This window comes from Pseudomonas sp. CAM1A, from assembly GCF_047501685.1.
Lineage (GTDB): Bacteria > Pseudomonadota > Gammaproteobacteria > Pseudomonadales > Pseudomonadaceae > Aquipseudomonas.
Window position 1 is genome coordinate 240839 of record NZ_JBFNXP010000002.1, and the last position, 15747, is coordinate 256585.

Sequence of the window (15747 nt, forward strand, 5' to 3'; positions counted from 1 at the left end):
GTAGTGATGTGGCTTGTGGCGTGCGCTGGGGAACGGTTTTCGTGGGAGCGGGCTTGCCCCGCGAGAGGGTGGCCTGGGCGAGTGCAGTCGCGGGGCAAGCCCGCTCCCACAAAGCCTTCGAGGAAATGATACGTGACGATCTGGCGGCCTGCCCAAGCTGACAAAGTTGTAATCTTCCCGTCAGCCAGCTGCCAGCCAGCCTTTTCGACAATGGCGCCATCTTCGCTGCATTGATCTGGAGTCACCCATGAAACACCTGTTCCTCACCGCCGCGCTTGCCCTGACCAGCCTGCCCACCTTCGCTGGCGAAGCCAAATCCTTCGCCTTCGGCGAGCCAGCGCTGGCAGCCAAGGCCACCCGTACCGTCGAGGTGGTGCTCAAGGACATCGCCTTTGAACCCAAGGACCTCAAGGTCAAGGCCGGCGAGACCGTGCGCTTTGTGTTGGTCAACGAAGGCAAGCTGCCCCATGAGTTCAACTTGGGCGACAAGGCCATGCACGTCGAGCACCAGAAGGAAATGGTCGCCATGCAAGGCAAGATCTTCACCGCCGGGATGAACCACGAAGGCATGGACCATGGCCAGATGGGCGCTGGCCACGGCCATGCGGGCGGCAATACCGTGCTGGTGCAGCCCGGCCAGCGCGCCGAGCTGACCTGGACCTTCCACAAGTCGGCGCCCATTGAATTTGCCTGCAACGTGCCGGGCCACTACCAGGCGGGCATGGTCGGGCCCTTGACCATCGAGTGACATCCGCTCCAAGGCGGGGCGCAAAACCGGTAGACTAAGGGCAATTTCGAACCTTCAGGTCAGTTTCCATGCATCCCGCCGCCGAACATTCCCCGCTGGGCAAGTCCAGCGAATACATCGCCACCTACACCCCCGCGCTGCTGTTCCCGATTCCCCGCCTGGCCAAATGGGCCGAGCTGGGCGTGAGCGGTGACGCGCTGCCGTGGCAGGGCGTGGATTTCTGGAACTGCTTCGAGCTGTCCTGGCTGCTGCCTTCGGGCAAGCCGGTGGTGGCCATCGGCGAGTTCGCCATTCCCTGCGATTCGCCGAACATCATCGAGTCCAAGTCCTTCAAGCTGTACCTCAACTCGCTGAACCAGACAGTGTTCGCCTCGGTGGCCGAGTTGCAGGCGTGCTTGGTGAAAGACCTGTCTGCTGCCGCGGGCAAGCCGGTCGCGGTCAAGGTCAGCACCCTGGCCGAGGTCGAAGGCCAAGGCGTGACTGCCTTGCCGGGCCAGTGCATCGACGCGCTGGATGTGAGCATCAGCAACTACGAGCAGCCGCAACCGGAACTGCTGCGCTGCTCCTCGGAGCGGGTGGTGGAGGAGACGCTGCACAGCCACCTGCTCAAATCCAACTGCCCGGTCACCGGCCAGCCGGACTGGGGTAGCGTGGTGGTGGAGTACAAGGGGCCGGCGCTGGACCCTGCCAGCCTGCTGACCTACCTGATCAGCTTCCGCCAGCATGCCGACTTCCATGAGCAGTGCGTGGAGCGGATCTACCTGGACCTGAAGAACCTGCTCAAGCCTGAGCACCTGACGGTATACGCGCGGTATGTGCGCCGTGGCGGGCTGGATATCAACCCGTATCGCAGCACCGGGGCGATCAATCCGCAGAACCTGCGGTTGGTGCGTCAGTAGTTTTTGAGCGTGTCGAAGGACACTCGTGGGAGCGGGCTTGCCCCGCGATGGATGGCACCGGCTACACCGGTATCGCGGGGCAAGCCCGCTCCCACGCCCCTGTTTATGCGCGACAGCGCAACCTGATCAGATCCCCATGCTGTGCAGCGAGTTGGCAATGCTGCGCAAGGTGGCGGTAAGGTCGGGATGTTCGGCCTCGAAGCGTTCGATGGCGAGGTTTACGCCGTCGACGAGGTTGTTGTCCGGGGTGGCTTCCTCAAGCTTGAGCTGGGCCTCGATCTGCCTGGCTTCTTCATGCAGGCTGGCCAGCTCCTCTTCCGAAAGCGGCACATTGCGATCCAGTTGCTCGCGCAGGCTATTCAGGCGCTCTTGCAGTTCGCGGGCAGGCATTGTTCATACTCCATCAATGACTTGGCAAGGCATGGACCTCAGCGAAGCGGCAAAGGTTCGGGCCTGTCCTCTAGCGTAATCCACCTGCCGACGCTTTGCATGACCCGCATCAACGGGGATGTATCAGGGTTTCTCGCCCTTGTGCCGGCGCTGGGCGATGTCCGCCAGGCACGTGTCGAGGGATTCGAGGTGGTCGATCACCGAGTGCACGCCCAGGCCGAACAGCGCCAGGGTGGCCTTGCCACGGGCCAGCTCCTGTTCCTGCCGGCTCAGCGCCTGCCATTGCGCCGAGCCCTGATCGCAGGCCGCGAGGCCCACCGTCCACAGGCCGGCGTTGAGCCCTGACTGCAACAGCAGCGGCTCGCCACTGACCAGCACGCAGCCGTCCAGGCGCTGGCTTTGCAAGTTCATCAGCGCCTGCCAGCAGGCGTTGGGGGTCGGCCATTTGCTGCCATTGGCGCAGTGGCCCGGCAACCAGTCGGGCAGCACGCTGCTCAGGCGTTTGCCCAGGGTGGCGCTGAGTTCGTCAAGCCAGATGCACGGCACCTGCTGCGAGCGCAGGCGAAGCAGGGAATCCAGGGCGCCGGGGGCGGGCAGGGGGCTGCCGTCGGTCGCCTGGACCAGACAGCCGCGCAGACCGAACAGCACAGCGGTGAAGGCGGGTGCGTCTTGCATGGCAACGTCCCTAAATAACCCGCAGGCTAACCAGCGATTGTTACCGGCGGATGACGGCTACAGTTGTTCACAAATTCTTGACGCTGATATGTAAAACTATCGTTCGGCCAGCAAGCCAGTATACTTGCGCCCTATCGAGCAGCGTGCCAAAGGCCGTTGCCGCCGTGAAATCCGATGGAGAAACATCTATGCGTAGGATCGGTGCCGGAGTGATCGAGCGAGTCACCCAGGCCTGTGTCTGCGCCGGCTTGCTGCTGGCGCCCGTGGCAGCTACCCAGGCGGCCACCGAGGAGGATCCGTGGGAGGCGGTGAACCGACCGATCTTCCGGTTCAACGACGTCCTCGACACCTATGCCCTCAAGCCGTTGGCCCAGGGTTATCAGTTCGTCACCCCGCAGTTCCTCGAAGATGGCATCCACAATGTCTTCCGTAACCTGGGCGATGTCACCAACCTGGCCAACAACGTGTTGCAGCTCAAGCCCCATGCGGCGGGCGTCGACACGGCGCGGCTGATCGTCAACACCACCTTCGGCCTGGGTGGTTTCTTCGACGTTGGCACCAAGATGGGCCTGCAGCGCAACGACGAAGACTTCGGCCAGACCCTCGGCTACTGGGGCGTGCCCAGCGGGCCGTACGTGGTCATCCCGTTCCTTGGCCCAAGCACCGTGCGTGACGGCCTGGCCAAGTACCCGGACACCTACACCGAGCCCTACCGTTACATCGACCATGTGCCGACGCGCAACTCGATCGTCGCCATGGACGTGATCGACACCCGCGCCAGCCTGCTGTCGGCGGAAAAGCTGATCCAGGGCGACAAGTACATCTTCCTGCGCAACGCCTACCTGCAGAACCGCGAGTTCAAGGTCAAGGACGGCGAGGTCGAAGACGACTTCTGATCTGCCTGCTTACGCAAAAGGCGACCCTCGGGTCGCCTTTTTCGTAACAGTTCAATGCATGGCCAGGATGCGCAAGCCGAAGCGCTGCGCACCGCCTGGCTGGTCGGCGATCCACACCACTTCGGTGCTGGCATGCAGCCCCGCGAGGGCCGTGTGGTCGGAGTCGATGCGCACCTCGAGGTGGTCGCCCACCTGGAAACGCTGCGGCGCCTGTACCTGCATGCCGGTGCTGGAGAGGTCGATGCACACAGCGCTGATTACCTGGTCGGCCTGCAGCAGCTGGACCTCGGCATCAATACGCATGCGAATGAAATCACGTTTTTCGCTGTAATCCACGGGGTGCTGGGACATGCTTGCATCCTTTCGTCAGGTTGCACTGATGTGCTTTCTTATAACGCCGGGTGATTTGCCCTGTAAAGTGCGGGGAAGTCTTCCTTGCCATGCTTGAAACCCCTGGCGGATGGGAGTACCGTCAGCGCCTTACAGGGCACCTCGCTATTTGCCGGACCAGTCTTCTTGTCCTACAACTCAAGTAGAGAGTGGCTAGAGAGCATTCCAGTAGCCGTCTGTCGGTTCTCCACAGCCGCTACGCCAACCCAAATCTGGCGCCGTTCGCCCACATGCAGAAACCCAGTGCAACGCTGCTGATCATCGATGACGACGAGGTGGTCCGTGCCAGCCTCGCCGCCTATCTGGAAGACAGCGGCTTCAGCGTCCTCCAGGCCGGCAACGGCCAGCAGGGCCTCCAGGTCTTCGAAGCACACCAGCCCGACCTCGTGATCTGCGATCTGCGCATGCCGCAGATGGGCGGCCTCGAACTGATCCGCCGGATCAGCGAGCGCGCGCCGCAGCTGCCGGTGATCGTGGTGTCCGGTGCCGGCGTGATGAGCGACGCGGTCGAAGCCTTGCGCCTGGGCGCGGCGGATTACCTGATCAAGCCCCTGGAAGACCTGGCCGTGCTCGAGCACTCGGTGCGCCGCGCGCTCGACCGCTCGCGCCTGGTGCTGGAGAACCAGCGCTACCGCGAGAAGCTCGAAGCCGCCAACCGCGAGCTGGAGGCCAGCCTGCACCTGTTGCAGGAGGACCAGACCGCCGGGCGCCAGGTGCAGATGAACATGCTGCCGGAAAACCCTTGGGTGGCCGGCGATTTCGCTTTCGAGCACCAGATCATCCCGTCGCTGTACCTGTCGGGGGATTTTGCCGACTACTTCCGCGTGGACGACCGGCGCATTGCCTTCTACCTGGCGGACGTGTCCGGCCACGGTGCCTCGTCGGCGTTCGTCACGGTGCTGCTCAAGTTCATGACCACGCGCCTGCTGTTCGAATTCAAGCGTGGCGGCAAAATGCGCGAATTCAAGCCTTCGCAGGTGCTCAGCCACATCAACCGTGGCCTGATCAACTGCAAGCTGGGCAAGCATGTGACCATGGTCGGAGGGGTCATCGACGAGGACACCGGCCTGCTCACCTACAGCGTCGGCGGCCACTTGCCGCTACCGGTGCTGTATACCCCAGGGCAGGCCCGCTACCTCGAAGGCCGCGGCCTGCCGGTGGGGTTGTTCGACGAGGCCAGCTACCAGGACCTGGTGCTGGAGCTGCCAGCGCAGTTCAGCCTCACCCTGATGTCCGATGGCATTCTGGACCTTTTGCCCGGGGACACACTCAAAGATAAGGAAGCTGCCTTGCCGGAAATCGTCAAGGCGGCGGGTGGCAGCCTGGAGGGGCTGCGCCAACGATTCGAATTGGCTACGCTTGGGGAGATGCCGGATGATATCGCCCTATTGGTGTTGAGCAGGAACCTTGAATGAGTACTGGTAGAATCCAGTTCGCCGAGCAAAGCGGGACCTTCGTTCTGAAATTTGTCGGTGAAGTGCGCCTGACCCTGTGTTCGGCACTGGATGCGACGATCGAGAAGATCTTCACCGCGCTGAACTTCTCGGCCATCGTCATCGACCTGACCGAAACCGAAAGCATCGACAGCACCACCCTGGGCCTGCTGGCCAAGCTGTCGATCCTGTCCCGGCAAAAGGTCGGCCTGCTGCCGACCGTGGTCACCACCAACCCGGACATTTCCCGGCTGCTGCAGTCCATGGGCTTCGACCAGGTGTTCAACATCGTTGACCGCCCGGTGCCGTGCCCGGAATGCCTGACCGACCTGCCGTCCCAGGATCAGGACGAGAGCGTGGTGCGCTCCAAGGTGCTGGAGGCGCACAAGATCCTCATGGGCTTGAACGACTCCAACCGCGAGGCGTTCCATGACCTGGTGAGCGCGCTGGAAAGATCCTGACCCGTCGCGGGCTTGCCCCGCGATGGCTTCAGTCCTTGATGAACGCCGTAGCCGGCGAACCGTCGGCATTCAACTGATATATCCGCGCCGGCCGCCCCTGGTCATCGAAGAACGCCTGCCCCAGCCCCGCGCTGTTCCACAGTCGCTCGCCGGCCTTGCTCCGGCTGGGCGTACGCGGCACCACTTCCATCTGCCGACGCTTGGTGAACCAGTTGAGCGGCGAGCGCGGCGAATACAGCCAGCGGTTGAGCCGGTCGAGCACATCCAGCAGGCGCCGCGGGAACTCGTTCTTGATCCCGCTGCTGGTCACCTGCCACAAGTGCGGGCTGCGCTGGCGATGGCGGATCAGCACTTCGTAGACGAATGAGTAGTGCACGTCGCCCGACAGCACCACGTAATGCCCCGGCGTGCGCGAGTGGCGGAAGATATTGAGCACCACCTGCGCCGCGCCGCGGTGCGCCATCCAGTTCTCGGCATCGACCAGCAACGGGTAGCCCAAGGCGCTGAACACCCGCTGCACGGTCTCGATCAGCTTGACCCCGAAGATCGGTGCCGGCGACACGATGATCGCCGAGGGGTGATCAAGCAGCGCCTGCTGCAACTCGCTCAGCGCCTCCCAGTCGAGCAGGCCCGAGGGCTTGGCCAGGTTGCTTTCACTGCGCCAGCGCCGGGTGCGGGTGTCCAGCACCAGCAGCGGCGGGTTGCTCGGCAGCGCGTATTGCCAGCCCTGGAAGCGCAGCAGTTCGCCAATCAGCTCATCCCGCGCCTCGTGCAACCGTCGGCACTGTTGGACCAGCGCCGCGCAGCCGTCCGGGTCGTTGCCCCAACCCTGGCACAGCAGGTAGCCGAGCAGCGCGTTGCCGATGATCCGCCGCGAGAACGGATGACCGTAGGCGGTCTGTTCCCACTGCGCCGACAGGTTCCAGTCGTCGGTGATGTCGTGGTCGTCGAAGATCATCAGGCAGGGCAGGTGGGCCAGCACCCGCGCCACCTGGCCAAGGCCGTCGCGGAAGGCCTCGATCAGCGGCAGTTCGCGCTGATAGCGGGCCTGGCGCTGGTCGGTCAGGCCGCTCGGCATGTCCATCCGCACCAGCGTCCACGGTAGCGGCGACCATACCAGCAGGTACATGGCCATGACCTCGGCGAAGGTCACCAGGTGGTTGTCGGCGTTGCTGGACGAGAAGATCGGCTTGCGCTTGCCGCCGAAGAAGCGCTCGCGCAGGGTCTCGTTGCCTTCCTGGGCCGGCAGCAAGTCGGCGCGGTGGTAATAGCAGGCCGGGTGCTGGTAGAGCGCGGCGCCGCTGTCGACCAGGGCACCGTCGAGGGCCTCGTCGAACAGGCCCAGGCGCTCGATCAGCGCGTGGATGGCGCGCAGCATGGGGCCGGCGACATCGTCGGCATAGACCTGGTCGCCGCTCATCAGCAATACGGCGGGGCGCTCCTCGGGGCGCGGGCCGGCGGCCAGCAGGCGGTCGGCGCACAGCAGGCCGTCGGCAGCCGGATGATGGGGCTTGCGACAGGAGCCGTGGAGTACCTGGTCGAGGCGCTCGCGCAGCACGAAGCTGGGGCAGCTGGTGCCGGGGTAGAGCAGGTGCGGGGCCCAGTCGGCGATGCCTTGGCCGTTGGCCAGGCGCAGGTCGTAGTCGAGGGCCGCGTCGCTGGGTAGCGGCTGATCGAAGTGGATGTCCAGCAGGTGGATAAAGGCGTGCACACCGACCGGGATCACCTCGCAGCGCGTAGTGGCGCTGATATCGGCCTGGTCGAGGAGGAATTCGGGTTGCAGCGGTTGCGAGCCGACCAGCCAGATGGCCAGGCGTTGCGGTTCCAGGCGGCGGAGGATGGGGCCGGCGAGGACGAGGGGGAGCGAAGCGGTGGCGGGCATGGATGGCTCAGGTTCGTGTGATGCTGATGGCCCTATCGCGGGGCAAGCCCGCTCCCACAGGGAATGGCCACCCTAATGAAAAACGGGCGGAAATGCTCTGCATTAACCGCCCGTCGATCAAGCCGAAGATGTATCAGGCTTTGTCAGCCAGCCAACAGCGCTTCCAGCTTTTCCTGGTCGCGGGCGAACTGGCGGATGCCTTCGGCCAGCTTCTCGGTGGCCATGGCGTCTTCGTTCATGGCCCAGCGGAACTGGCTCTCGTTCAACTGTTGCTTGGCTTCGCCGGCATTGCCCGGCTTGAGCAGGCGCGGCAGTTCGCCCTGGTCGTCCGACAGTTGCTGCAGCAGCTCGGGGCTGATGGTCAGGCGGTCGCAGCCGGCCAGCTGTTCGATCTGGCCGATGTTGCGGAAGCTCGCGCCCATGACCACGGTGTTGTAGCCGTTGGTCTTGTAATAGTCGTAGATGCGCGTGACCGACTGCACGCCCGGATCTTCGGCGCCGACGTACTCCTTGCCGGTGCTCTTCTTGTACCAGTCGTAGATGCGCCCCACGAACGGCGAGATCAGGAACACCCCGGCATCGGCGCAGGCCTGGGCCTGGGCGAAGGAGAACAGCAGGGTAAGGTTGGTCTGGATGCCTTCCTTTTCCAGCTTCTCGGCGGCGCGGATGCCTTCCCAGGTGGAGGCCAGCTTGATCAGCACGCGGTCTTTCGGCACCCCGGCCGCTTCATACAGCTCGATCAGCTGACGGGCCTTTTTCAGCAGCGCCGGCTCGTCGAACGACAGCCGCGCGTCCACCTCGGTGGAGATGCGCCCCGGAATGACCTTGAGAATGCCCGAGCCCACCGACACGGCGAACTTGTCGCAGGCCAGGTCGACATTGCCCTTGGCATCGGCCTTGACCTGCTTGAGCAGCTCGGCGTAACCGGCGATAGCGGCGGCCTTGAGCAGCAGCGACGGGTTGGTGGTGGCGTCGACCGGCTTGAGGCGGGTGATGGCGTCCAGGTCACCGGTGTCGGCGACCACGGTGGTGAACTGCTTGAGTTGTTCCAGCTTGGAGGTCATGGGCGTGCTCTGTCCTGTGCAATGACTCGACATTACCCGAGCCCCGACAGCCACTCAAGGCCCGTCGCAGGCGTATCGGGAAACCCCCGCAGGCAACGCGCCCCTGTGCAGGAGCGGGCGTGCCCCGCGAAGGGCTGCAAAGCAGCCCCGATGGATCAAGCCCGGGGCCGCGAATAGGCTAACCCTTCGAGTCCCAAGCCCGCCCCAGGTTCCCTCAGCGCCCATGCAACAGCTCGGCGGCCTGGTCCAGCACCTTCAGCGGCTCGCTGGCCTTGTGAATGTCTGCCGACAGCAGCTGGCGGAAGCGCCGCGCGCCCGGGAAGCCCTGGCCCAGCCCGAGGATATGCCGGGTGATGTGATGCATCGCGCCGCCGCTTGCCATGTGCGCGACGATATACGGACGCAGTTTTTCCATCGCCTCGGCCCGGCTGACCACCGGCGCCGTGCTGCCGAACAGCTGCTGGTCGACCTCGGCCAGCAGGTACGGGTTGTGGTACGCCTCGCGCCCCAGCATCACGCCGTCGAAGGTCTGCAGGTGGCTGCGGCATTCGTCGAGGGTCTTGATGCCGCCATTGAGCACAAGCTCCAGGTCCGGGAAGTCGGCCTTCAGCTGCGCCGCGACGTCATAGCGCAGCGGCGGGATCTCGCGGTTCTCCTTGGGCGACAGGCCTTCGAGGATGGCGATGCGCGCATGCACGGTGAAGCTGCGGCACCCGGCGTCGCGCACCTGGCCGACGAAGTCGCACAGCTCGGCGTAGCTGTCGCGGCCGTTGATGCCGATGCGGTGCTTGACCGTGACTGCAATGCCGACCGCGTCCTGCATGGCCTTGACGCAATCGGCCACCAGCGCCGGATGGCCCATCAGGCAGGCGCCGATCATGTTGTTCTGCACCCGGTCGCTGGGGCAGCCGACGTTGAGGTTGACCTCGTCGTAGCCCGCCGCTTCAGCCAGGCGCGCGCAGGCGGCCAGGTCCGCCGGCACGCTGCCGCCCAGCTGCAGGGCCAGCGGGTGCTCGGACTCGTCATGGCGCAGGAAACGCTGGGCGTCGTTGTGCAGCAAGGCGCCGGTGGTGACCATTTCGGTGTAGAGCAGGGCGTGCTGGGAGAGCAGGCGCAGGAAGAAGCGGCAGTGGCGGTCGGTCCAGTCCATCATCGGCGCTACGGAGAAGCGACGGGAGGGCTCGTGGCGCGTGGTTTGTGGCTTTGAAGCTGTTTCTAAGGGCATTCTGGTCTACACGGTTTTGTACCATTTTCCGGGGTTTTCGGACGTTTTTAGTGTGACAGTGGTACGATGTACCACCGCCAATCACGCTTGTACCACCGGAAAATATGGCAACGATCAGAGCAAGGAAAAAGGCCGATGGAACGGTCAGCTATACCGTCCAGATCCGCCTCAAGAAAAAAGGTGTCCTAGTCTACCAAGAGTGTCAGACGTTCGCCCGCAAGCAGGCAGCTCAAGCCTGGGCGAAGCGACGAGAGACCGAGTTGGCGGAACCTGGAGCGATCGAGCGGGCCAATCGTGGTGGGCACGCCGTCAAGGACATGATCGACCGATACCTGGTGGAGGCTGAGAAAGCTCGGCCGCTTGGCAAGACGAAGCGGCAGACCCTCGTGGCCATCAAAAGTAGCTACCTGGGCGACGTGGTCGATTCCGACATCTCTCAGCAGGTGCTGGTGGACTATGCTTTATGGCGCATGAGCCCCGAGGGTGGTGACATCAAACCGCAGACAGCTGGCAATGATCTTGCTCACTTGGGCTCAGTGCTGTCGCTGGCCAGGGCGGCGTGGGGGTATGAGATCAACCCTCAAGCCATGCCGGATGCACGCCTCGTGCTGAAGCGGCTCGGTTACAACATGAGGAGCCGTGAGCGGGATCGAAGGCCCAATCTCGACGAACTCGACAAGCTGCTAGAGCATTTCTTCGAGATGCTTTCACGGCGCCCGACTGTCATTCACATGCCCAAGGTGGCGGCGTTTGCCATCTTCTCTACCCGGCGTATGGACGAGATCGCCCGCATCTTGTGGGAGGATCTTGATGAGCACCGCCAGGCAGTGAAAGTGCGCGACATGAAGAACCCGGGGCAGAAGATTGGCAACGATGTTTGGTGCCATCTCCCTGATGAGGCGTGGAGAATCGTGCAAAGCATGCCGCGTCAGTGCGCAGAGATCTTCCCTTACAACAGTGACTCAATCGGGAAGGCTTGGTCCCAAGCATGTAAGATGGTCGGTGTCCAAGATCTGCATTTCCACGATCTGCGTCATGAGGGTGTGAGCAGGCTGTTCGAAATGGATTGGGATATACCACGGGTGTCCAGTGTTTCTGGTCATCGGGACTGGAATTCGCTGCGGCGTTATACCCATCTGCGGGGCCGAGGCGATCGATACATTGGGTGGAGTTGGTTAGCGCGGATCATCCAGGCGCCAGTTTCCCTCGGTGCTAGGACTGACTAGTTGGGCTTGCCCCATGCGGAGTGAGGCTAACAGCTAAGCTAAGTCCTAGCTAGATGTCAGGACATTGTTAACTACCGCTAAAATATTAGGCTTATCTAAATATGGCTATAAGCACCTTTGCTGAGTTAACAGAATTTCTGCATTTAAGGGATGTCGCCATTAATGCTGTCGGTGGGTTTCTTGGCAGTGCTCTACTTCTATGGCTCGCAATGGGGCGGCAAGGTATTAGCGCCTTGAGATCAAGGTTGACAAGGCCGACCGTTTTGTTGCAAGCCCGAAAAACCCCCTCAAATATATTCACAGGAATTGAACTGGGAGCCCCGGCGGAGTGGATAAAGGAGCAATTAGGTCCCCCGAACAGAATCGCCGAAAATTGGTGGGGCTACCGTTTTTCAGACTCTTTGGTTTCTCTTGTGTTCGATGAAAATCATTCGCTATTAACGCTCTCTGTTGCACTTGTAGATGAGGCGACAACCTTCGATTTTCCTGCAATGCACTTCGACTGCCCGCCACTAGGGAAGATGGTTCTATCTGACGTTTTGGTGGATCATCTTTCATTAACATTCGATGAGTCATTACGGCATAGCGAACTACTCGTAAGCGGGTGTGAAGGGCCTCGAGGGGCTTATCACTATATCGCCTTCGGTGCGCTCGATGCGCACATTCCAGGGCCTCTGTTAGGTGTTAATTTTAGCTGGAATAGGGACGAAGCCGTGCTCATAAGCTCCCCCGATCAAGTTAGAATTAATTGGGCAGCGGTGTCGCAGACTTCACAAATCGGTCCATTCCCTTGGGGTTTTGGCTTAAAGTTGTAATGATTTTCCGTAGACACTGAACATGCGCTATGGATCGATAGCCGCCTATCACTGGCGGCCATCGACGCGATAGGCATCAAAATGAATGCTGTCGTCTGGTCCGAGTAAGCACAACGATGAGTCTAGGCGACATCACGGATCAAGAGAAGAATTTCCCAGTTAGCCTGCCCGTAGCGTCTTATTCAATTGCATACACTCTTTGCGCGCAGCATCCCGCTGCTGATCTAAGTACAGCGCCAGATCGGCGATATGAATCCCTCGGGCGCTCTTCTGGCTCGGTTCAAGTCGTGTGATAGGCAGTTTGATCTCTCCGGCCAGAACCTTACGCTGGAACACCAGGGGTGTCAGGTGTGTGAAGTAGTCGGCGCAGACTTGTTCAAGCGAGATGATCGCCAAGCCATTGTACTGTGCCAACAGCACGAAGGCAGTATTCATGCTGTGTACTCCTGGCCTATTTGGATTAGGGAATCTATAGCTTGGGCTCTAGGTCGAGTGTTGAGGTCGGGCTTGAAGCCCTCCGCTTTATCGAGGCTGCGGAAAGACGCTGCACCGGCGCATGGGAGGCCGGAAAGCAGGATGTTGCTGTCGGGCTTGCAGCCCTCAGCGTTCATCAGTCGGTGGCGCTCGATATCGGCGATCCAGCTCAACACCGTCGCGGGCGGTACCGCAGTTCCGTAGTCATTCAGGGCTACGGCGTCGTATTGGTTGGCGGCGGCAGCGGTGGCAAGCGCCTTCAGATTGGTGAGATCGATGGTCATGCCGTAGCCCTCCGGCTGATGATGAAGCCAGCTGCCTGGCGGGTCTTGGAGCACTGGTCGTGGTTACCCTTCACGCGAGCCTTGCCGCAGATGTCGCAGATGAACGACATAGCGGGCCGCATCATGGGCTGCATGCCTTGGCGCGTCCGGATGGTCGGGGTGTAGGTCTGTGGGGTGGTCACAGCGAATACCTCTCTTGGGCGCGGCGTGCGTTCGGGCTCAGGGCCAGGTGCTCGTAGCCGGTGTTTCTGTAGACAGTCGGTAACGTGCCTTTCTGGGGGTTAACAGGGGCTGACCAGTGGAGCTGGATTAGGGTGGCGATCAGCGCGCAGGCCATAATCAGGCTGATCAGCTGCCAGGTGCGGGTTGGACTAGGCATGGATGTGGCCCTCGCGAACGTGGTTACGAGCAAGTTCGAATAGCACGTCGGCGGAAACTGGTTCGAGGTGCTGTTCGCCGTTCTGCAAGGCTTCCAATCGAGTGCGGTAAAGCCCGGCCTGGCCGAGCCAAGCGACTGCGGTTTGCTCGGAGTCAGTCGCTGCGTCGTTGTTGCGAGGTGTGCTCATGCGGCCTCCCGCTGAGCAACGCTCAGACCTACGGCGATGGGGCGTACCCAAATCGGCATGCTGCTAAGCACAAAGGTTTCCCCTTGTGCGACCAACAACAGGGTGGTCCCCATCACATCGGCTACGGCTTCTGCAGCAGCTGGTGGGACGGCGTTGCCGATACGCTCCCGCCAGGCTTGGTCGCTCAGGCCGTCCAGTTCCAGCTGCTCCTCGGGGTCGACCAGGCTCTGGATGGCGGCCAGCTCGAAGGTTGTGAAGGGGCGGTGCCATGTCCCGTCCAGCGATTCGATTACGCAGGCCAGGCGTTCGTTGGCGGCCGGCAGGCGCGGATCGGCGACACTCCAGCGGCCGTTGTCATGCATCGCGCTGGCGGACACGGCGCCGGCCGGGCCGTCCCACGGCACCACGCCATAATGCCCTCCAGTCAGGTAAGCATCGCCTTTGGTGCGGCGCATGCCGGGTCGGGGATCGGCGATCGACATGGCGCCGCTGGCGACCTGTTGCGAGCCGGTGACAGTGCCAGCGGTTTGGTTCATTCCTACCACGTTCAGCTTGCGGCTCGATGCGCCGGGGTGCCAGTTGTGGTACCTCGGGTCCTGTACCGCAAAGGCGCCTTGGCCGGTGGTGCTCCCAGCAATCACAGTGTTGGCTGGGCTGGTGAAAGGGGTGACCTGATACTTGCCGAAGCCGCCGCCTGCTCGTCGTGGGTCAGCCACGCTGAACGTCCCTTGCCCTGGGCTCTTGACCCCGATTACCGCGCCGCTTGTGTCTTCCCAGCGGCGCACCCCGTACTGTTGGTACTGCAGGGCGCCGGCTTGAGCGCGAGGATCCGCGATCGAGAATGCGCCGTTCGTTGGATTAGACTTTCCAGCGACAGTCCCCACGGCTTTCTGCCAGTCGTTCACGCCTAAATAGCCTGCGTAGGCTTCGGGGACGATTACAAAGTCGCGAAGGTAGCCATCCTCGATCGCGAGGTCGTTAAGGCTGCGCCAGTCTTTGCCGGCCTCGACCAGGGCGAGGCGTACCCAGGTCTTCCACTGCAGTGCGGGAACCCGGTGCATGGGGCCGGCGGCCTCGATGTCGCCGGCCAGTGGCATGCGCCCAAGGATATCGCCCACCGCGCGCAGGCTTTTCTTCTCTGGCTCGTATAGGAACGGAGGGACCTTCTCGACGTGACGGGCCACCAGCAGGAACCGCTTGCGGCTCTGGGCCAGCCCGCCGATAACGCCGCAGTCATGGGTGGTCTCGGCGACGGCGTAACCGAACTGGGCCAGGAGGCTGTTGATCTGATCCAGCAGGTGCCGACCACGGGTGGCGAGGCGCGGAACGTTCTCGAACACCAGGAGCGGTACTGGGTCGTCGGCCCACGCTTCGCAGAACAGCCAGATGCAGCGCAGGGTCAGCTCGTTGAGAGCTTGGTAGCGAGGTGTCTGGCTCATCGTTTCCGAGAGTAGCCCGCTAGCGCCCTTGCACGGGGAGCTTATAAAAACTGCGTCGGGGCGCTGGCCACCAGCTGCGCGACGGATGTCTTCCGGCGTGGCTTCGCGCCACCCTGATGGCGGCTCTTTGCCGTGGAAGCGGATGTACTGGTCGCGGGTGAACAAGTCGATCAGAGTGCCCTTGACGCCCGAAAGGCGCTCGAAGTCGGCCAGGCCGGCTGGGTCAACGTCGACGCCGCCGATGCACTGCCAGTCGGCCTGCAGGTTGCCAACGATAGGCTTGGACCGATTGAACCCCTTCGCGCCCCCGCCCAGGCCGCAGCACATGTGGAAGTGCTTCAGTGTGTGCTTGCGTAAGGTCATGCTGCAGCCCCCGCTGTTGCGGCGCTGGCCGGTGTGCTACGCAGTTGATGGTGTGCGCGCACTGCGAGAGCCTGGATGTCATGCCGCTGCTGCAGGGCCCGTTTGCACCATGGCTCAGTTCCCTGGACGACCTTCCACGTTCTCTCAGCCAGGGCCAGCGTCTCGACAGCGCTGATCATTAGGTCGTAGTCGGCCCTGGTCACGGGCATGCCGGTGTAGGACATGATCCGCTCTTCGAGTTCGGTGATGGTCCGCTTGAGCGAGGCCACGGCCAGATGATGTCTGCGCTGATCTTCCTCGGTCTGGATGCGGGTTTCGTCCAGTTCATCTCGGAGGGCCTTGAGCTGCAGCTTCAGGTCGACTCTATGGTGTTCTTTGCCGATCTCCACGCCACGGCTGAAGGAGCGGCTGCGGGCCTTCGAGAACAGGTATGGCGCGACGATCAAGGTGATAAGCCAAAGGATGCCCATGGCGAGGACTAGTTGGTGCGGTTGCATGTGCTGTGCTCCAAGTGAAC

19 protein-coding genes are annotated in these 15747 nt (G+C 62.4%); 7 read left to right on the plus strand and 12 right to left on the minus strand.

From position 1 onward, the window contains the following. The first annotated feature begins 247 nt into the window (after window positions 1-247). Together ABZO33_RS04705 and queF are read left to right on the plus strand one after the other, a co-directional pair. Window positions 248-748: a plastocyanin/azurin family copper-binding protein gene (locus ABZO33_RS04705; protein WP_414535030.1), complete on the plus strand. Its 501-nt coding sequence runs from the start codon at window positions 248-250 to the stop codon at window positions 746-748. Between the two features lie 68 nt (window positions 749-816). Further along, entirely contained in the window at window positions 817-1647 is an 831-nt protein-coding gene (gene queF / locus ABZO33_RS04710; RefSeq protein ID WP_414535031.1) for an NADPH-dependent 7-cyano-7-deazaguanine reductase QueF, read from the plus strand. Window positions 1648-1773: 126 nt separating this feature from the next. Here queF and ABZO33_RS04715 read toward each other — a convergent pair whose 3' ends face one another. Both ABZO33_RS04715 and ABZO33_RS04720 read right to left on the minus strand, forming a co-directional pair. Further along, the gene (locus ABZO33_RS04715; protein ID WP_031315272.1) at window positions 1774-2037 is read right to left on the minus strand and encodes a DUF4404 family protein; all 264 of its coding nucleotides are present in this window, start codon (window positions 2035-2037) and stop codon (window positions 1774-1776) included. 123 nt (window positions 2038-2160) lie between these two features. Continuing rightward, window positions 2161-2712: a phosphonoacetaldehyde phosphonohydrolase-related protein gene (locus ABZO33_RS04720; RefSeq protein ID WP_414535032.1), complete on the minus strand. Its 552-nt coding sequence runs from the start codon at window positions 2710-2712 to the stop codon at window positions 2161-2163. Window positions 2713-2900: 188 nt separating this feature from the next. Here ABZO33_RS04720 and ABZO33_RS04725 point away from each other — a divergent pair, with 188 nt between their 5' ends. Continuing rightward, complete coding sequence (locus ABZO33_RS04725; protein ID WP_414535033.1) at window positions 2901-3608, plus strand: VacJ family lipoprotein; 708 nt, start codon at window positions 2901-2903, stop codon at window positions 3606-3608. A gap of 51 nt (window positions 3609-3659) precedes the next feature. On the opposite strand, the gene ABZO33_RS04730 is transcribed toward ABZO33_RS04725, so the two are convergent. Next, window positions 3660-3959 carry a PilZ domain-containing protein gene (locus ABZO33_RS04730; protein WP_414535034.1) on the minus strand — a complete coding sequence of 100 codons (300 nt, stop codon included), beginning with the start codon at window positions 3957-3959 and terminating at the stop codon, window positions 3660-3662. 269 nt (window positions 3960-4228) lie between these two features. Between ABZO33_RS04730 and rssB the strand changes: the two genes are divergently transcribed. Further along, window positions 4229-5413, plus strand: a complete 1185-nt coding sequence (gene rssB, locus ABZO33_RS04735) for a two-component system response regulator RssB (RefSeq protein ID WP_414535035.1) — start codon at window positions 4229-4231, stop codon at window positions 5411-5413. Continuing rightward, a complete protein-coding gene (gene rssC, locus ABZO33_RS04740) occupies window positions 5410-5892 on the plus strand; it encodes an anti-sigma factor antagonist RssC (RefSeq protein ID WP_023631332.1) in 483 nt (160 codons plus the stop codon). The genes rssB and rssC overlap by 4 nt, the downstream gene beginning before the upstream one ends. 28 nt (window positions 5893-5920) lie before the next feature. Here the strand turns inward: rssC and ABZO33_RS04745 are convergent, their stop codons facing one another. The 3 genes from ABZO33_RS04745 to dusA form a co-directional block, all read right to left on the minus strand. Continuing rightward, complete coding sequence (locus ABZO33_RS04745; protein WP_414535036.1) at window positions 5921-7774, minus strand: alkaline phosphatase D family protein; 1854 nt, start codon at window positions 7772-7774, stop codon at window positions 5921-5923. Window positions 7775-7917: 143 nt separating this feature from the next. Further along, window positions 7918-8838 carry a transaldolase gene (gene tal, locus ABZO33_RS04750; RefSeq protein ID WP_414535037.1) on the minus strand — a complete coding sequence of 307 codons (921 nt, stop codon included), beginning with the start codon at window positions 8836-8838 and terminating at the stop codon, window positions 7918-7920. Window positions 8839-9052: 214 nt separating this feature from the next. Then, entirely contained in the window at window positions 9053-10063 is a 1011-nt protein-coding gene (gene dusA, locus ABZO33_RS04755) for a tRNA dihydrouridine(20/20a) synthase DusA (protein WP_414535038.1), read from the minus strand. A gap of 104 nt (window positions 10064-10167) precedes the next feature. On the opposite strand from dusA, the gene ABZO33_RS04760 reads away from it, so the two are divergent. Then, window positions 10168-11289 carry a site-specific integrase gene (locus tag ABZO33_RS04760; RefSeq protein ID WP_414535039.1) on the plus strand — a complete coding sequence of 374 codons (1122 nt, stop codon included), beginning with the start codon at window positions 10168-10170 and terminating at the stop codon, window positions 11287-11289. Between the two features lie 101 nt (window positions 11290-11390). Further along, complete coding sequence (locus tag ABZO33_RS04765) at window positions 11391-12104, plus strand: hypothetical protein (protein ID WP_414535040.1); 714 nt, start codon at window positions 11391-11393, stop codon at window positions 12102-12104. Window positions 12105-12263: 159 nt separating this feature from the next. On the opposite strand, the gene ABZO33_RS04770 is transcribed toward ABZO33_RS04765, so the two are convergent. The 6 genes from ABZO33_RS04770 to ABZO33_RS04795 form a co-directional block, all read right to left on the minus strand. Next, window positions 12264-12539 (minus strand): pyocin activator PrtN family protein, encoded by a 276-nt coding sequence (locus ABZO33_RS04770; protein ID WP_414535041.1) that lies wholly within the window; start codon window positions 12537-12539, stop codon window positions 12264-12266. Beyond that, a complete protein-coding gene (locus ABZO33_RS04775) occupies window positions 12536-12862 on the minus strand; it encodes a hypothetical protein (protein WP_414535042.1) in 327 nt (108 codons plus the stop codon). The genes ABZO33_RS04770 and ABZO33_RS04775 overlap by 4 nt, the downstream gene beginning before the upstream one ends. Continuing rightward, a complete protein-coding gene (locus tag ABZO33_RS04780; protein WP_414535043.1) occupies window positions 12859-13044 on the minus strand; it encodes a hypothetical protein in 186 nt (61 codons plus the stop codon). Before ABZO33_RS04780 ends, ABZO33_RS04775 begins: the two co-directional genes overlap by 4 nt. A gap of 189 nt (window positions 13045-13233) precedes the next feature. Next, window positions 13234-13428, minus strand: a complete 195-nt coding sequence (locus ABZO33_RS04785; protein WP_414535044.1) for a hypothetical protein — start codon at window positions 13426-13428, stop codon at window positions 13234-13236. Continuing rightward, the gene (locus ABZO33_RS04790) at window positions 13425-15230 is read right to left on the minus strand and encodes a DNA cytosine methyltransferase (protein WP_414535045.1); all 1806 of its coding nucleotides are present in this window, start codon (window positions 15228-15230) and stop codon (window positions 13425-13427) included. Before ABZO33_RS04790 ends, ABZO33_RS04785 begins: the two co-directional genes overlap by 4 nt. Further along, entirely contained in the window at window positions 15227-15727 is a 501-nt protein-coding gene (locus ABZO33_RS04795) for a hypothetical protein (protein WP_414535046.1), read from the minus strand. Before ABZO33_RS04795 ends, ABZO33_RS04790 begins: the two co-directional genes overlap by 4 nt. Window positions 15728-15747: the final 20 nt, after the last annotated feature.

What these genes read in the sequence shown, in the direction of transcription:
- ABZO33_RS04705 (WP_414535030.1), top strand. Translation starts at nt 248, where the DNA reads ATGAAACACCTGTTCCTCACCGCCGCGCTTGCCCTGACCAGCCTGCCC.
- queF (WP_414535031.1), top strand. Translation starts at nt 817, where the DNA reads ATGCATCCCGCCGCCGAACATTCCCCGCTGGGCAAGTCCAGCGAATAC.
- ABZO33_RS04715 (WP_031315272.1), bottom strand. Translation starts at nt 2,037, where the DNA reads ATGCCTGCCCGCGAACTGCAAGAGCGCCTGAATAGCCTGCGCGAGCAA.
- ABZO33_RS04720 (WP_414535032.1), bottom strand. Translation starts at nt 2,712, where the DNA reads ATGCAAGACGCACCCGCCTTCACCGCTGTGCTGTTCGGTCTGCGCGGC.
- ABZO33_RS04725 (WP_414535033.1), top strand. Translation starts at nt 2,901, where the DNA reads ATGCGTAGGATCGGTGCCGGAGTGATCGAGCGAGTCACCCAGGCCTGT.
- ABZO33_RS04730 (WP_414535034.1), bottom strand. Translation starts at nt 3,959, where the DNA reads ATGTCCCAGCACCCCGTGGATTACAGCGAAAAACGTGATTTCATTCGC.
- rssB (WP_414535035.1), top strand. Translation starts at nt 4,229, where the DNA reads ATGCAGAAACCCAGTGCAACGCTGCTGATCATCGATGACGACGAGGTG.
- rssC (WP_023631332.1), top strand. Translation starts at nt 5,410, where the DNA reads ATGAGTACTGGTAGAATCCAGTTCGCCGAGCAAAGCGGGACCTTCGTT.
- ABZO33_RS04745 (WP_414535036.1), bottom strand. Translation starts at nt 7,774, where the DNA reads ATGCCCGCCACCGCTTCGCTCCCCCTCGTCCTCGCCGGCCCCATCCTC.
- tal (WP_414535037.1), bottom strand. Translation starts at nt 8,838, where the DNA reads ATGACCTCCAAGCTGGAACAACTCAAGCAGTTCACCACCGTGGTCGCC.
- dusA (WP_414535038.1), bottom strand. Translation starts at nt 10,063, where the DNA reads ATGCCCTTAGAAACAGCTTCAAAGCCACAAACCACGCGCCACGAGCCC.
- ABZO33_RS04760 (WP_414535039.1), top strand. Translation starts at nt 10,168, where the DNA reads ATGGCAACGATCAGAGCAAGGAAAAAGGCCGATGGAACGGTCAGCTAT.
- ABZO33_RS04765 (WP_414535040.1), top strand. Translation starts at nt 11,391, where the DNA reads ATGGCTATAAGCACCTTTGCTGAGTTAACAGAATTTCTGCATTTAAGG.
- ABZO33_RS04770 (WP_414535041.1), bottom strand. Translation starts at nt 12,539, where the DNA reads ATGAATACTGCCTTCGTGCTGTTGGCACAGTACAATGGCTTGGCGATC.
- ABZO33_RS04775 (WP_414535042.1), bottom strand. Translation starts at nt 12,862, where the DNA reads ATGACCATCGATCTCACCAATCTGAAGGCGCTTGCCACCGCTGCCGCC.
- ABZO33_RS04785 (WP_414535044.1), bottom strand. Translation starts at nt 13,428, where the DNA reads ATGAGCACACCTCGCAACAACGACGCAGCGACTGACTCCGAGCAAACC.
- ABZO33_RS04790 (WP_414535045.1), bottom strand. Translation starts at nt 15,230, where the DNA reads ATGACCTTACGCAAGCACACACTGAAGCACTTCCACATGTGCTGCGGC.
- ABZO33_RS04795 (WP_414535046.1), bottom strand. Translation starts at nt 15,727, where the DNA reads ATGCAACCGCACCAACTAGTCCTCGCCATGGGCATCCTTTGGCTTATC.